This window comes from Reichenbachiella sp. MALMAid0571 (genome assembly GCF_040151475.1).
In the GTDB taxonomy this organism is placed as follows: domain Bacteria; phylum Bacteroidota; class Bacteroidia; order Cytophagales; family Cyclobacteriaceae; genus CAXBNB01.
Window position 1 is genome coordinate 26,218 of sequence record NZ_JBDKWG010000142.1, and the last position, 15,747, is coordinate 41,964.

11 protein-coding genes are annotated in these 15,747 nt (G+C 39.5%); 9 read left to right on the forward strand and 2 right to left on the reverse strand.

The window, feature by feature from the left end; genetic code table 11:
• Positions 1-28: 28 nt before the first annotated feature.
• Entirely contained in the window at positions 29-784 is a 756-nt protein-coding gene (locus tag AAOP42_RS16385; protein ID WP_349529630.1) for a pirin family protein, read from the reverse strand.
• Positions 785-1,003: 219 nt separating this feature from the next.
• Here AAOP42_RS16385 and AAOP42_RS16390 point away from each other — a divergent pair, with 219 nt between their 5' ends.
• From AAOP42_RS16390 to AAOP42_RS16430, 9 genes are all read left to right on the forward strand, one after another.
• The gene (locus AAOP42_RS16390) at positions 1,004-1,918 is read left to right on the forward strand and encodes a sterol desaturase family protein (RefSeq protein WP_349529631.1); all 915 of its coding nucleotides are present in this window, start codon (positions 1,004-1,006) and stop codon (positions 1,916-1,918) included.
• 50 nt (positions 1,919-1,968) lie between these two features.
• Positions 1,969-2,844 (forward strand): diacylglycerol/lipid kinase family protein, encoded by an 876-nt coding sequence (locus AAOP42_RS16395; protein ID WP_349529632.1) that lies wholly within the window; start codon positions 1,969-1,971, stop codon positions 2,842-2,844.
• A gap of 93 nt (positions 2,845-2,937) precedes the next feature.
• Complete coding sequence (locus tag AAOP42_RS16400) at positions 2,938-3,633, forward strand: hypothetical protein (RefSeq protein WP_349529633.1); 696 nt, start codon at positions 2,938-2,940, stop codon at positions 3,631-3,633.
• A 133-nt stretch (positions 3,634-3,766) separates the two neighbouring features.
• Positions 3,767-4,351 (forward strand): YqaA family protein, encoded by a 585-nt coding sequence (locus AAOP42_RS16405; protein ID WP_349529634.1) that lies wholly within the window; start codon positions 3,767-3,769, stop codon positions 4,349-4,351.
• Positions 4,352-4,460: 109 nt separating this feature from the next.
• Positions 4,461-5,270 (forward strand): enoyl-ACP reductase FabI, encoded by an 810-nt coding sequence (locus tag AAOP42_RS16410; RefSeq protein WP_349529635.1) that lies wholly within the window; start codon positions 4,461-4,463, stop codon positions 5,268-5,270.
• 72 nt (positions 5,271-5,342) lie between these two features.
• On the forward strand, positions 5,343-6,158 hold the full coding sequence (gene ispE, locus AAOP42_RS16415) for a 4-(cytidine 5'-diphospho)-2-C-methyl-D-erythritol kinase (RefSeq protein ID WP_349529636.1): 816 nt from the start codon (positions 5,343-5,345) through the stop codon (positions 6,156-6,158).
• A gap of 51 nt (positions 6,159-6,209) precedes the next feature.
• Positions 6,210-7,046: an endonuclease/exonuclease/phosphatase family protein gene (locus AAOP42_RS16420; protein ID WP_349529637.1), complete on the forward strand. Its 837-nt coding sequence runs from the start codon at positions 6,210-6,212 to the stop codon at positions 7,044-7,046.
• Between the two features lie 806 nt (positions 7,047-7,852).
• Positions 7,853-14,101 carry a T9SS type A sorting domain-containing protein gene (locus tag AAOP42_RS16425; protein WP_349529638.1) on the forward strand — a complete coding sequence of 2,083 codons (6,249 nt, stop codon included), beginning with the start codon at positions 7,853-7,855 and terminating at the stop codon, positions 14,099-14,101.
• A gap of 111 nt (positions 14,102-14,212) precedes the next feature.
• Positions 14,213-14,416, forward strand: coding sequence for a hypothetical protein (locus AAOP42_RS16430; protein ID WP_349529639.1), 204 nt, complete (start codon positions 14,213-14,215; stop codon positions 14,414-14,416).
• Between the two features lie 98 nt (positions 14,417-14,514).
• Here the strand turns inward: AAOP42_RS16430 and AAOP42_RS16435 are convergent, their stop codons facing one another.
• Complete coding sequence (locus AAOP42_RS16435; RefSeq protein WP_349529640.1) at positions 14,515-15,723, reverse strand: polysaccharide lyase; 1,209 nt, start codon at positions 15,721-15,723, stop codon at positions 14,515-14,517.
• Positions 15,724-15,747 lie beyond the last annotated feature (24 nt).

Sequence of the window (15,747 nt, forward strand, 5' to 3'; positions counted from 1 at the left end):
AAAAGGAGCTGCAAAACAGCTCCTTTTTTTATGCAATCCCCTGAGATTGTGCATAAGTCCGATATGAAACTTCATTGTTAATTTTAACAACGAAAACCACTACATCTTTTTGAGCTTCAAATGAGATTTCATCGGCATCCTTTGATATCAAATAGTCGTCTGATAAAGCTGGCTGCCCTCCAACTTGTAATTCACCTGAAACCACATAAAGTCCATAAGTGGAATCTTTTGCAGTAGGAATGCTAAAATTTCCAACCCCCATTCTATATTCAGCAATTTCAACTCCTTCACTATCAAGATTAAGAGGGGAATTTTCTCCAACAACCACCTTTTTGGTCAGTCCATTCTCTGTTACTACTGGAAAGCTATCAGCAGGTACATCAGTGTAATTAGCAGGTATTTTCAATGAGTTACTAAGGTTTGGGTCAAACCAAATTTGGAAAATATGTGCTCCCGGTAATAATTTTTCGGCATGGGTAATTCCATTTCCGGATTTGATCAACTGAGCATCTCCTTTTGAAAGATTTTTCCAAGCCGCCATTTTATTATCATAATGAGAAATAGTACCATCAATTACATAAGACATAATCTCGAAACCCTGGTGGGGGTGCTCTCCAATCAAACCACCTGTATCAGACCAGGCATGCGCCCAGTAAAACAAATTAGATACTGGCTTAGTAACTCCACCTTCATGTGGAAACCCTAACGGCTTATTTTCTAAAATTCTACCAAAATCAAAAGCTCCTTTGGCCTGATCTTGTTTTTTTATAATTTGTACTGACATTGTTTTAGTAATTAAAATTTAAAGATAAAAGAAAGCCGGTCGAGAACTAATTCTGTCACCCTGCTTTTCTTGTTTGGTAATGTATCATACGAACGAAACATTTAAATGTTTTTACATTATTTGTAATTACAATTATAATACTGGATATTTAATATTAAGATTTCAGACTTCAGAACCAATTGTATTATAATTGCATACCTATCAACCAATTGAATTCCAATGAATCCAACTTACTTAGGAATTACCAACCCACTAGTCTATGCACTGCCGGTTTTCATAGCTCTTATTGCCATTGAATTATACTTAAGCATAAAACATGAACGCCATTTATACGAATGGAAGGACTTGGGGGCAAGTGTATCTGTAGGAGCCGGTGCAAGTATCATTGCCATACTCACCAAAGCCGCATCCATAGGAATGTTCTTTTTCTTTTTTGAACTGTTCAAGCCTTTGCGGGTTTCATGGTTTGGATATGAGGATTTTGGGTGGGCTTGGTATGTCTGGCTAATTTGTCAGTTTGCAGATGACTTTTCCTACTATTGGTACCACAGAATGAGCCATGAAGTAAGGGTGCTATGGGCCGCACATTTGGTACATCATTCATCTGAAAATTTCAATCTGGGAAGCGGAATAAGAAATGGCTGGTTTACACTTTTTTATAAATCCTTTTTCTGGATCTGGATGGCAGTCATTGGTTTTCACCCTTTTATGATCGCTACATGCCTGGGTATTCAGGCCATCTACCAGTTTCACCTGCATACTAAATCCGTTCCTAATCTTGGCTTTTTAGAAAAGTTCATGAACACACCTACCCAACATCAGGTTCATCATTCTAAAAACTATGAATATCTGGATAAAAACCACGGCGGCTTTTTAAACATATTTGATAGGATGTTTGGTACATTTTTAGACTTGGACAAAAACAATAAAGCAGACTTTGGGGTACTTAAGCCACCAAATTCGTTTAATCCATTGGTTATTGTAACGTATGAATATGCTAATATTTGGAAAGATGTGAAAGCAACCAAGTCAATTAAGGATAAGTTGATGTACATATTTGGCCCTCCCGGATGGAGCCCAAATGGAGACTCCATGACAGTAAAGCAAATTCAGGCTCAGATGAAAAACTCTTGATTTTCCGTTTTGTTGATATCAAAATTCTATTAACACTAATTATCATTTGAATGGCTGAAAGAAAAAAGATTTTATTCATTGTCAATCCTATTTCAGGAGTCAAAAAAAAAATCTCTATTGACGATCTGGTTAAAACTCACTTAGATCACAATCAGTATGTCTATAAAATTCATTTTACAACTTCCAGAGGAGATGCCATTGTTCAATCCAAAAAAGCTGTAGCTGACAACTATGATGTAGTAGTAGCAGTAGGTGGTGATGGCACCATCAACGAGGTAGCACAGGGGCTTATCAATTCTAACGTAGCACTTGGCGTGATTCCTCGTGGTTCTGGCAATGGTTTTGCCAATTATTTCAAAATCCCTCATGATCCTATAAAAGCCATTGAGGTAATCAATAGACCAAATTCCAGTTTAATTGATACTGGTACATTCAACGACAAATTGTTTCTGAGTGTGGCAGGTTTGGGTTTTGATGCCAGAGTAAGTGCCGCTTTTGATGTGTTTGGCAGAAGGGGCTTATTATCTTACATATATATCTCCGCCAGAGAGTATTTCCGCTTCCAGGCCAAAAGTTATTCAATAGAACTGAATGATCTTACCATCAAAACCAGAGCGTTCCTTCTTACAGCGGCAAATTCATCTCAGTTCGGAAACAATGCTTTCATTGCCCCAAATGCTAAAATTGATGATGGATTACTGGATTTCGTAATCATCAAACCCGCTAATATTTTCAATGCACTGATTATTTCCATCAGGATGTTCAACGGCACCCTTCACAAATCAAAATACTGTGAAATATATAAGACAGACAAGATCAAAATAACCCATGAAGACAATGTAGCTCAAATAGATGGAGAACCTGTAACTATTCCCAGCCAAACGACCATCAGCTTGAAAAGTAAATCTCTATGGATGATTTCCTGAAAAAACTACTCTGAATTCAAGAGAAATAAATCACATCAATTTGCCTGATTGCTATATATTTGTTGGGAACAGCTTAACCGACTGTGCTGTAATATGAAGATTGACCTCAAAGAAATATGGAATTTTATTAACCTTGCACCTTCTCCTGAACAGAAGGGCAAAAAGATGGAGTGGTCATACAAATTGATTGCAGGTGAAATCTCTATAGAGAACCTTACTTCTCAGGATATCCTTGACTTAAACGAAGATGAAAAATACGACACAGAATTACTGCCTTCTATCTTTACTTTTAGAGAAATCCTCTGGCAGCCAAACGTGTACACCCAGCCATCGTTGTGCCTTCCCCAACTAAATATACTCAAAGAGTTTTGCCTGGAATATATATCCGACAAAGGTGAAACTGAAACTTGTACCAGTCATATATACCGTCTATTATTACAAGGGTTAAGCACATTTTGTCAAGAAGCTTTGGATCGAATTTCCCAGCATGAAGCAGAGGTAAGGATTTCGTCGATATTAGGCGATTTGCGCAAAAAGGCTTTTCCAATTGTTAAATTTTTTCTCTTTCATCCGATGAACAGACATGATTATCATGTAGATGCCTTAAACCGCCTAAACTATGCAGTGAAAATCATGTTGACACAATACAACAACAAATATGACGATTTGGAAAATCCATACTGGATAGTAGAACAACGAGAGATAGTAAAAAAACCAGAATTGGACAACCGGAAGCCTTCCCCGGAAAAATCTCCAGAAGAATTTGCAACTGAATCCCCTTCCAAATAATAACGCTCTCTGTCTTTTAATACTTTTTTAAATAAAACAAAACCTAAGCATATAATATGCAGTTCTATCATTCAAGTTATTGATATATTTTGCAGAAAAAAGAACCTGAACATACCCTTCACCAACACAATATATGAATAAGAAAGACCTTTTCAAAGCCAAGTATTTACTATCCAATCTTGGTAAAGGATTGCTATGGCTATTGGTCATTATTGGCATTTTCCTGGTTGTAAAAAAATATTACGGGAACGTGTATCAAGATTTTATGGATGCAATTAGCAACCAGCCACTTCTTGTATTTCTGGTATTCACATGTTCTGAGGTACTTTTCGGAATCATCCCGCCTGAACTTTTTATGATTTGGGCCATGAAAGCTAAAGAAGGTAGTCAAATAAGTTACATTTTAATAGTAGTAGCTCTGGCGGTTTTGTCTTATATAGCAGGAATAATTGGGTATTACTTTGGACTCAGGTTTAGCAAATCCAATCTGTACATTAGTTTGAGAGATAAATTTGCTGCTCAGTTTGAAAAAAATGTAAAACGATTTGGTGGCTACATGATTGCTGTTGCTGCGCTCACACCCATTCCATACTCTGCGGTATGTATGCTCACAGGAGCAGCCCGGTTCAACTTCGGCAACTTTCTATTGCTCGGGATATTTCGACTTGCCCGTTTTCTGGTATATGGTTTTATCATGTGGCAGGTAAATAAAATTTAATTATTAGCAAAATCTCCAAAAGGCTTAACACCTGATAATTACAAATTGCGCATTGGAAATTGCCTTCACTTGGTTTTATTTGCAACTGAGAATATAAAAAAACTAAAATATGGCTTACAATTTATTAAAAGGAAAAAAGGGAATCATATTTGGTGCCTTAGATGAAAAATCAATTGCATGGAAGGTAGCCTTAAAAGCTAAAGAAGAAGGTGCAGAGTTTGTGCTATCAAATGCTCCTATCGCATTGAGAATGGGTGCCATCAATGAACTGGCAGCAAAATGTGGGGCTGAAGTGATTCCCGCAGATGCCACTTCTATGGAAGACCTTGAAAATCTTTTTTCTAAATCAACAGAAATATTAGGAGGCAAACTTGATTTTATACTTCACTCCATTGGCATGAGTCCCAACGTGAGAAAAGGAAAAGAGTATAACGAGTTGAACTATGACTGGATGATGAAAGCCATTGATATTTCAGCTCTTTCTTTCCACAAAGTAATGGCAGTAGCAGAAAAGCAAGATGCTATGAATGAATGGGGATCCATACTCGCTTTGTCTTATATCGCTGCTCAAAGAACCTTCCCTGATTATTCTGATATGGCACAGTCCAAAGCTGTTTTAGAATCTATTGCAAGAAGCTATGGTGAACGACTGGGTCGATTAAAAAATATTAGAGTAAACACCATTTCACAATCGCCAACGGTAACAACTGCCGGATCTGGTATCGGAGGGTTTGATGTATTTTTCGATTACGCAGATAAATTATCTCCGCTTGGAAATGCAAGTGCGGAATCATGTGCGGACTACTGTGTGGCAATGTTTTCGGATCTCACAAAAATGGTAACCATGCAAAATCTGATGCACGATGGTGGTTTTTCAACTTCTGGCATCACTCAAAAATTGATAGACAAGCTATCTTAAAATAAACCACAGGAATAAAAACATCATTGCCATTCAAGTCTTATTCAGTATCTTGAATGGCATTTTTTTATAATGATATCCTTCCCAAACGCTAAAATCAACCTTGGATTAAACATTCTTTCAAAACGAGAGGACGGATACCATAATATTTCTTCCTGTTTCTACCCTGTCCCTTGGTGCGACATTCTGGAGATTATTCCATCAATCGACTTGAAATTCACTTCAAGTGGCATTGACATCCCAGGGGATAAATCAAATAATCTTTGCATTCAGGCTTACAACCTATTCAATAAGGATTTCAACATCCCTGGAGTACATATTCATTTGCATAAAATCATCCCGATTGGAGCAGGGCTAGGTGGAGGTTCGTCAGACTGTGCTTTTACATTGAAGATGCTAAACAATTTATTTCAACTAAACTTATCCGATGACAGGCTGGAAAGCTATGCAGGTAAACTAGGTAGCGACTGTCCTTTTTTCATTAGGAATAAACCTACTTTGGTGTCAGGAACCGGTGATCAATTCAAACCGATTTCTTTAAATCTTTCCGGGAATACAATGGTATTGGTATATCCTAAAATTCACATCTCTACCCGGGAAGCTTATGCTGGCATTAAACCGATGCTACCTAAGCAATCTATCACAGAAATTATAGACCTACCTATTTCCAAATGGAAATCATTGCTTACAAACGATTTTGAAAATTCGCTTTATAAGACTCATCCTGACATTAAGAATATCAGGCAACTACTGTATGAACATGGAGCAGTATATGCTTCGATGACGGGTTCCGGTTCTACCGTTTTTGGAATATTTACCAATAACGTGGCTGGAAATTTGCTTGACATTTTGTCCAAAAAATATATTGTATGGTCCAAACAATTGTAAGAACAGACTAATATTGAAATTTGTTTAATAATATTCAACTTTTATACTCCTATGAAAAATCACCTAACACTACTTTTTATAATTACAATTGGGTTTTCCGCTGTTGCTCAACCCGTCCATTTAATGACATATAATATCAGATATGCCAACGAAAACGATGGAGAAAATATATGGGACAACAGAAAGGACAAAATTGTTAAAATGATCAATTATTATGAACCAGGAATTGTTGGCATTCAAGAGGGGCTTTTAAAGCAGGTAGAATACTTAGACAAATCTTTGAAAGATTTCAATTTTGTAGGCGTAGGCAGAGAAGATGGCAAGAAACAAGGTGAGTATGCTGCGATTTTCTACAATAAGAAGAAATATAAAGTTATGGAAAATACTACCTTCTGGCTTTCTGAAACTCCTGAAAAAGTTTCAGTTGGTTGGGATGCTGCACTTGAGCGTATATGCACTTATGCCCTTTTCAAAGACAAACAAACCGGAAAAACATTTTGGGTTTTCAATACTCACTTTGATCACAGAGGAGATCAAGCCAGAGTAAACTCAGCTAAATTGATCTTGGAAATGATCAACAAAAAAACAGACCTCTCCAAACATCCTGTAGTACTCATGGGAGACCTGAACTTAACCCCCGAAAAAGAAGGCATTCAAACACTGAAAAGTCAACTAAGTGATTCCAAAATGATATCAGAAAAAGAACCTTATGGACCGATAGGTACTAGCAATGGATTCGACACTTCAAGAATAATGACAGGAAGAATAGATTATATATTCGTCAAAAATCTCAAGGTGAAACAATACGCTCAGTTAAACGACCGAAGGGACAATAACCTCTACCCATCTGATCACATACCTGTCCTTATTGAGGCTTATGGATTTTAAACTGTATTTTTCACAAGTAAGTGTTTGATTTCTTTGGTTTGTAGCTTTTGTCTCAGATATAGTTTTGTATTTATATTTCATAAAATACAAAACTATGATTAGTGTAATGAAAAATTAATCCGTGATTATTCAATAGGGATAATTAGACATTATCACGGTTGATTGTGCATAGAGAGATTACAAGATTTTTTTCTCCAAAATTAGCAATGAATTGGCGGTTTTTTTAAAAGCAAAATTCTCCATAATAAATCAACCGTGATAATGTCTATTATTTAGTTCAAATTGTTTGAATAGGCTTAAAAATCACCAAAAGGTAACCTACCAATAGTATATTTTGATAAGTCAGAGGCACTAAAAGAATGAAAATGGATTTTTCCACTCCACTAATCATAAGGCTATGATAAAAAGCCCGTCATCTCGAAAATATTTAAGCTAACCTTAATTTGGTTAAATATTTATCCCTGCCTGGCAAGCCAGGGGAATCTCATCTCGTTTTCGAAATCGGGGACTACATAAACCAATAGGCATCTCAACTCAAACATCAGCAGTGATAAATTGTACAAATGTACCTTTTTACCTCTTACAATAAGGTTTTGAATTATCTCCATTTCCACATTGAATACCTCAAAAACTCAATTTTCCTTTCCTAAACTGGTCTGAGAAACGTTATTTAATACCAAATTATAATCCATATGTATAAAAGAATTATCGAAATAATGAAGAAATATCTTTAATTGATTATATTGTAAGACAGACCCTACTTTGAAGTTGATAATAACAAATTATTACCACTAAATAATACCGTTATGATCACCAGAAAAAAATCCCATGTTTTTTTAATAAACGGATTGTTCCTCATTACATCAGCTTTCCCATTAATTCTAATGGCACAAACCACCTCCTGGATAGGTGGCACTAATACCAGGTGGCGAACGGCTTCCAACTGGACCAGCGGAGTTCCCAATGAAACAACTGATGTCATCATTGGTGATGCTAACTTCACAGGCCCCAATCAGCCAGAATTGAGAAATGGAAGCGGAGGGGGTGAATGTAACTCTTTAACCGTTGGAAATGGATCCATTTCATCAACGTTAACCATACATGATGGCATAGACATACATGGTACTATTACTATTGGCTCAATGGGTATAGTTGATGATGACGGGGGGAGAATGACCATTTCCGGGGACTGGATAAACTCAGGAAGCTATAATGCAAGTGGGAGCAATCGGCGTGTTTACTTCGATGGTGCTACGCAAATTATTGGGGGGACTTCAGTAACTGATTTCGAACGGCTCTATATCAACTCATCAAGTATGGTAACCCTTGCCCAAAATGTAATTACATCAAACTTCATCAGTTTGAGCGGCATTTTAAACCCGGTAAATTTTCAGGTAACAGGCACAGGCGATATTGATATTGAAACAGGTGGTGTACTTAAAGTAATGGCCTCCACTTTAGCCGGGAATTATGCAAATTCAGGAAGCATAGATTCTAACACTAATTCATCGGTGGTAGATTATGCTGCCACCAGTATCAACCAGTCCATTTCCAACTCCATCTCATACAGGGATTTAACCATTAGTGGGGCAATGACAAAGTCCTTGGTTGGAAATACTACCATACAGAGTGATTTGAGTATCGATGGTGGCACAATGGATTTGGGAGGCTTTACTGCCAACCACAGTAGTTCCGGAGGGTCGCTTACAATAGCATCAGGGGCTACATTGAAAATCGGTGGCACCAACTCTTTCCCAAGCAATTATACATCGCACACCCTCGCCACTACCAGCACAGTGGAATACAGCGGAGGTAACCAAAGCGTGAGCAATGAAATTTACGGAAATTTAACACTGAGCAGCACTAGTGGTACAATTACTAAAACCATGCCCGGTACTGCGCTGACAGTTGCCAGAGATTTCACAACATCCGTAACGGGCGGAACCTTGGGTTTTACAGCAGGAAACAATATCACGGTTTTGGGCAATATCACATTAGGATCCTCCACCACATTCAACGGCTCTACATTCACTCATAGTACAAACGGAAACTGGACAAACAATGGTACTTTTAATGGTTGTGGGGGAAGCTTCAATTTCAATGGTTCTACATCCCTGATCAGCGGATTCGGAACGAACAATTTTGGGAATGTTATAATAAATGGAAGTGGAACCATACTTCACGAAAACACTTCTTTGTCCTTGTGCGGGAACTTTTCCACCACAGGAGGTGGGTCTTTTACCCAAACACCCGGCGGCACTGGAAATTTCACCATGACAACAGCTTCCTCTTCTTCCATTTCAGGCTCAAATATCATATTCAATAACCTGATAACCAGTGGGGCTGGCACAATATCCACATCTTCATCATTCACTATTGCAGGGAACTTAACAGCAAATGGCACATTAACAGCATCAGCGGGTACAATACTATTTTCAGGATCTGGAAAAACAATTTCAGGAACAGCTAGCATACAACTCAATGCACTCACTATTACAGGCTCATTATCCACTGCGCGTGATCTCTTATTATCATCAAACCTCAATGTTTTAGGGTCGTTTACGGCAACTGCAGGGCAAATCACTTTCAATGGTACTTCTACCCTGTCAGGTACTGCCAATATTTTCGATATTCGAATTACTAGTAGTGGAACGCTCCTAATGGGTTCAAACTCGATACTGGGAATTGCTGCTACAGTAACCTTTGATGGAGGTGGCGTCTTTAATGCCACAGCCAATGTCCCCAATACAGTCAACTACAACAGTAGTAGCGGGGCACAATCATTGGTGTTCCCTACTTTCGATAATTTGATAGTTTCAGGTGGAAATACAAAAACCCCTCCATCAGCCCTTACAATTAATGGAAACTTCACTATTGGCTCAAGTACAACTTTTGATGGAAGTACATATACCCACAATTTAAGTGGGAACTGGGTCAATAATGGCACATTTACCATGGGCACTTCTACGATTCAACTGACGGGAAACAATGATGTTAGTTTGACTGGTGCAACAACCTTTAATAACCTGACAGTAAATAAAGGTGCATCTAATAAAGTCACTATGATCAACAACATGAATGTGGATAACCTGGCCATGACTTCAGGAAGCATGAGAACTGGCTCAAATACCTTAACAATTACTTCCAGCAGGACTGGAAATGGCATCATAATAGGGACAATCACTCGGACTCACAGTTATACAACCGGCATCAATTATGACTTTGAAGGGCCAAACAATTTTATCAATTTTTCCTCCATCACAGGAACAATCACTTCAATTACCATGGTTGTGTCTTCAGGGGCCAACGTACTATTTCCTTCGGCTGCAAGTGCCAACAGAACCTATAATATCACTGTAACGGGAGCTTCGGCACATTTGGCAACTTTGAGACTGCACTATGAACAAGTAGAGTTGAATGGAAATGTGGAAACAGAAATGACCATATGGAACTATGGAGGTAGCCTTCCATGGAGTGACAATGGAAAAAATACCAATGATGCCACCGACAATTGGTTAGACATAACAGGGGTCAGCGCATTGACAGATTTATGGACTTTATCAGAAGGTGTTATCAAGTATAGCTGGAATGGATCAGCCAGTACAGACTGGTCTGGCACAAGCAACTGGACACCAAATGGAACGCCTACAAGTGTTGATGTTGTGCACATAGGCGATCTTTCATTTACAAACCAACCCACACTAAGCACATCTTCCAACATTAAAAAAATATATTTTCAATCCACTACTCCCAGTACGCTTACTCTGGGTTCTGGTGGAGATCTCACAGTTCAGGGAAACATAGATGGGCTATGGAGCGGTGATGCCGTACATACAATTGATGTAGGCAGCCAAACCCTTGTTACGCTTAGCAATATAGTATTGAGCAATGGGGTTTCAAACCAAAAAATCGATATCCAGGCCAGTACCGGGCTCATTGATATAGCGGGCTCATTGACACAAAGCGCAGGGGCTGATATTACCTTTTCTGATGCCGCGAGCCTCAATATAGGGGGGGATTTTAATTATGTAAGTGGAAGTTTCACTCCTTCCACTTCGACCGTAACACTCAATGGAACGGATGATCAACAAGTAGGAGGAGTAACATTTTATAATTTGGATATTGATAAAGCATCAGGAACTGCGCTTATAAATGCTTCAACCACTGTAAACAATGACCTGAATATTTCCACAGGTGGCCAGACGGATGTTAATTCCACATTAACTGTTGCTGGCAATATTGATATTGGTACTAGTACCACGTTGAATTTTCCTGGAAGTACCACGCTAAACATCAGTGGGAACTGGATTCAAAGTGGCACATTTATTCCCGGATCGGGAACGGTTGTCTTTAATGGTACAGGATCGCAAACAACCGTTGCGACTACTTATAACAACATAACTATCAACAAGGCAAGCGGAACCTTCAGCTTGCTTGGAGACCTTACTATCAATGGAAATGTTGATATTCAAAGTGGCACGGTAGAAGTATCCACATTTGATGTGAACCGGAGTACCCTTGGTGGAATAGCTTCATTGGGAGCCGGGGCAACTACACTATTTGGCGGCAGCAGTGTCCAAATAAGCAATTTTTCCGATCTCATTGCTGATCCTACAAGTACCATAGAGTATTATACAAGCTCTCCCCGTGTCATTTTGCCCATTACATACGGAAACCTGATCCTGTCAAATGGAGGAGCAAACGCCAAAACCATGATAGGGCCAACCACAGTGGCCGGTAACTTAACCGTAAATAGTGGAGCCACATTAACAGCCCCATCAACTACCCTTACTTTAGAGGGGGACTTTACAATGGACGGCACTTTCAACCCATCCACGGGAACAGTAGTATATGCCGGCACCAGTAATATAAACGGGTCAATTACCTATAACGACATTGTGACAAGTGGCACAGTGGACATGGTAAACGGGGACGCCACCATAAACGGGGACTTTGTGGTAACTGCCACCGGGGATTTTGATGCCGGAAATAATACCATTGTATCCTTCGGAGATGTTACCAATTCCGGTATTCTAAGTTCTAGCGGCACAACTACTTTTAGCGGCACACAGGTTCAAACGATCAGGCTGATTAATGCGGTAAGCTCCGCATCAACAGGGGTCATCAATTTCAACGGAACGGTTTCCCCAATATTAAATTCGACATCATCCCCTACGTTCGCTACCGTTAATATCAACAACACCGCTCCTATTACGGCATCCCAATCCTGGACAGTGGCCGTGGCTATAAACGTTGACGCCAGTGCTACATGGAACGGAGGAGCTTTAGACCATTTCTTTTTACGGCATTTTACCAACAACGGTATCGTTACCAGTAGCGGGATTTTATCATTTCTTCCTACCGCTACTACAGCCAATGTGGATTTGGGGACTAATTTCAGCTCTACCGGAACTGTGAACTTTGGTGGCAATCAGCAAATCAATTTATCCCAGGCTACAGGTGCATTTGAGTCCGTTACTATTTCAAATACGAATGGTGCCGGCATCACACCCGCAATAGGATGGGACATCTCCCAGGACATGCTGATCACTGCCGGCGCACAACTAAACGGGGGCGCATTGAGCCATACAATTTCTGGCGAATGGAACAATAATGGCACTTTTGATGGACAAAGCTCTACCGTTACTTTTAACAGCACTGTCGGTACAGATGCCATTTTAGGGTCTGGCACAAACAATTTCCATAATTTGGTTTTCGACACCAATACCAGCATGGATATCATTGCCGATATTTCGGCAAGTGGCAATTTCACAAATGATGCCACAGCGTTGCAAATGATAGACCAGGCAGTTTCATTTACAGGATCTGGCCTTTCCGTTTTGAATGGTGGCACTACCACCATTTTTGACGATTTGGAGCTAAACAAGAGCAGCAATAATCTACAGCTTAATACCAATGCGACAGTAGCCGGTTCTTTGATACTCACAGATGGCGTTTTGGATTTAAACACCAATACGTTGATGTTAAGCAACCCGGATGCTGGCGCAGTATCCCGAACTAACGGCTACATATTGAGTGAAAACACCTCTTTTAACAGTAGCGTGGCTTGGGCTATCGGTACTGATGTTACCGAACATAGCTTTCCCTTTGGAAATGCTTCCGGGGATTATATCCCTTTTGTGTTTGAACTCAACAGTGGCGATGCAGGCCTGGTGACAGTAGCAACATATGGTACAGGTGCAGATAACCTGCCATGGCCTCCAGGTATAACAGGGCTTAATGACGAATCTGGTAATGAAAACAGTGAAAATACCGTAGATCGGTTTTATAATATCAACCTCAGTGGTGAAAGTAGCCCAGACGCAGACATCACTTTCAATGCAAGTGCTGTGGAAGTGGGGACTATCTCAACACTACAGGGACAAAAATGGAGCGGTGGATGGCAAGCTCCCCTTCCAGGACAAACACCAGGGGCAACCTCAGTCATGATACCTGGAGTAACGAGCTTTAGTACCTGGGCCATTTCCGGAAACAGCAGCCCCTTGCCTGTAGAGTTGCTCCATTTTTCAGCAATCCAGATTGAGGATGGGGTATTAGTTGAATGGGAAACTGCTTCTGAACTGAATAATGATTATTTTGAAGTATACAAATCACTAAATGGCAAAGATTTTTATTCCATTTACAAGACTGATGGAGCTGGAACCACATCTGCCCATAATAGCTATTCTTTCAAGGATTTCAATTTATCAAGGAACGGTTTGGTTTATTATTATCTAAAACAAGTGGACTATGACGGGACAAGCACAAAAAGCTATACTGTAATTGTAGATGTAAATAAAATAGGCCTTCCACTGACTGTTTACCCCAACCCTGCCAGCGATATTTTATACCTCCATTTGGACAAAGAATTTACAGGTGATATTAATACTGAATTGTATGATGCTCTTGGAAATATGATCGTCCGTCGGTTAATTACAAACAATGAAAGTCATAAAGAGTCAGAAATTAATGTCGACGGCCTTAGCCCCGGCATTTACATCCTGAAAGTATATTCAAGGTCGATTTCGAAATCTGTGAAAGTATTGATCAACTGACTTTAAATACCCATAAGCATATTATCAATGCATCCTGTACCCTCGAACTGTTCGAATAACCACTTTACTTTGATAATATCTAACCCAGTAAGGTGCTCACTGAACAACCATATGGTACTAGTATCAGAAATGTCAGCAGCTATGGTCACAAAAAACGAATATTTGGATGGATATGAAATCAATGAAACCGGGAGAAACTACTTTTCCATACAATACACATCAACAATTTTTCCATTTATTGTACCTGCATTTTTTATGGCATCCAACCCTGTTTCAGTATCTCTCCCTCCCTGTAACATCAAATACTGTATTTGACTAGCCTTCTAAATACATACAACATAAGTAGGTTGTAAAAAACAAACAATGTGCTTAAAGGGTTTTAGTCGAGCAGGTTTCATTTAAACTATAATTATCTATTCTACCTTAATTCCTTGATGCCATCTGCTCCAATTGGAGTAAAACCCTTCTGTATTTTTTTGACGTACCCGACTGTAATAAATTTCACCGGAACTAAGGGCGGTTTTGCCTTCCAGACTTCCCGAAAAAACTCCATTGGAGCTATCTACTACTACCTTTTCTTCGGTTCCTAAAAAGCTAGATTTATACACCACATCATTTCCTTCATAGTCAGAAGCAAGTTCTACTTCCCAGCCAGCTAATTCACCAGCTCCAAAATATGGTGTTTTGTAAAGTGTCGGATTAGATGGTGAAATAACCGGACCGATCGGGTTTGTTGAGATCACAAAATTATCAAACCAACGACTCTGAGTTTTTACAGCCCCACCGTTCCAATAGGATTCTAAAAAGACTGCATTTACACCATGCTGGGTATAACTGCCTCTAAAATTCAGGTTTTTCCTCTCCGTTTCCAACCGACCATCAATCCACAGCTGGTTCTCTCCATCGTCCATTCCAGGGGTATTTAGCTTCACCCTGCATTCTACCAAAACCCAATACCCTGACTCGCCAGTGGAGGAGATTTTAAAGTCAGATACCGGTTGATTTCCCAACCAGCTAAGGTTATCAAAATCATTGTATTTCGTTGTTTTAATTTTATCGGTTTGTCCATCTACCCCGCGTGCTGGGTCGAGTGTGATCCCCGCATCTTCATCGGAACCATTCCAAACATGCGCAATCATGGCTTGTTGCCAATTGTCAGAAACAATGCTCGTCGCTCTGGACATTTTGAATGGAGACCCTTTCCACCCATGCTCATGTTTCACATACATTCTCCAATAAATTTCATCAAATTTTTGACCCGCTTTGACAACAGATGAACTGGCTGGAAAACCTCCAAAAGCAACCTGTCGATTGCCCCGGCCATCCACGGCTCCCTCATCAAATCCCATATCGGCTGACCCGCCATCTGTACCAAAATCTACATTGGTATCCACTATTCCTTTTTTACCGAAATATCCCTTATCTGATGAGAAATCATCATACCATATTGTACTTTGATCAGTTTCATGGCGTTGATCCTGAGCCATTTCAACAAAATCTATGCGTGGAACTTCAATCTTAAAAGAAATCTTTTCTTCGTCTGAGGGGTTCGAACCACTATCTCCACAACTCATCATTGCGAAAGGAGAAGTAAGAAGTATAAGGTTTATTAATCTAAGCATAACTTGTCTGTTTTTAAAGTGAGT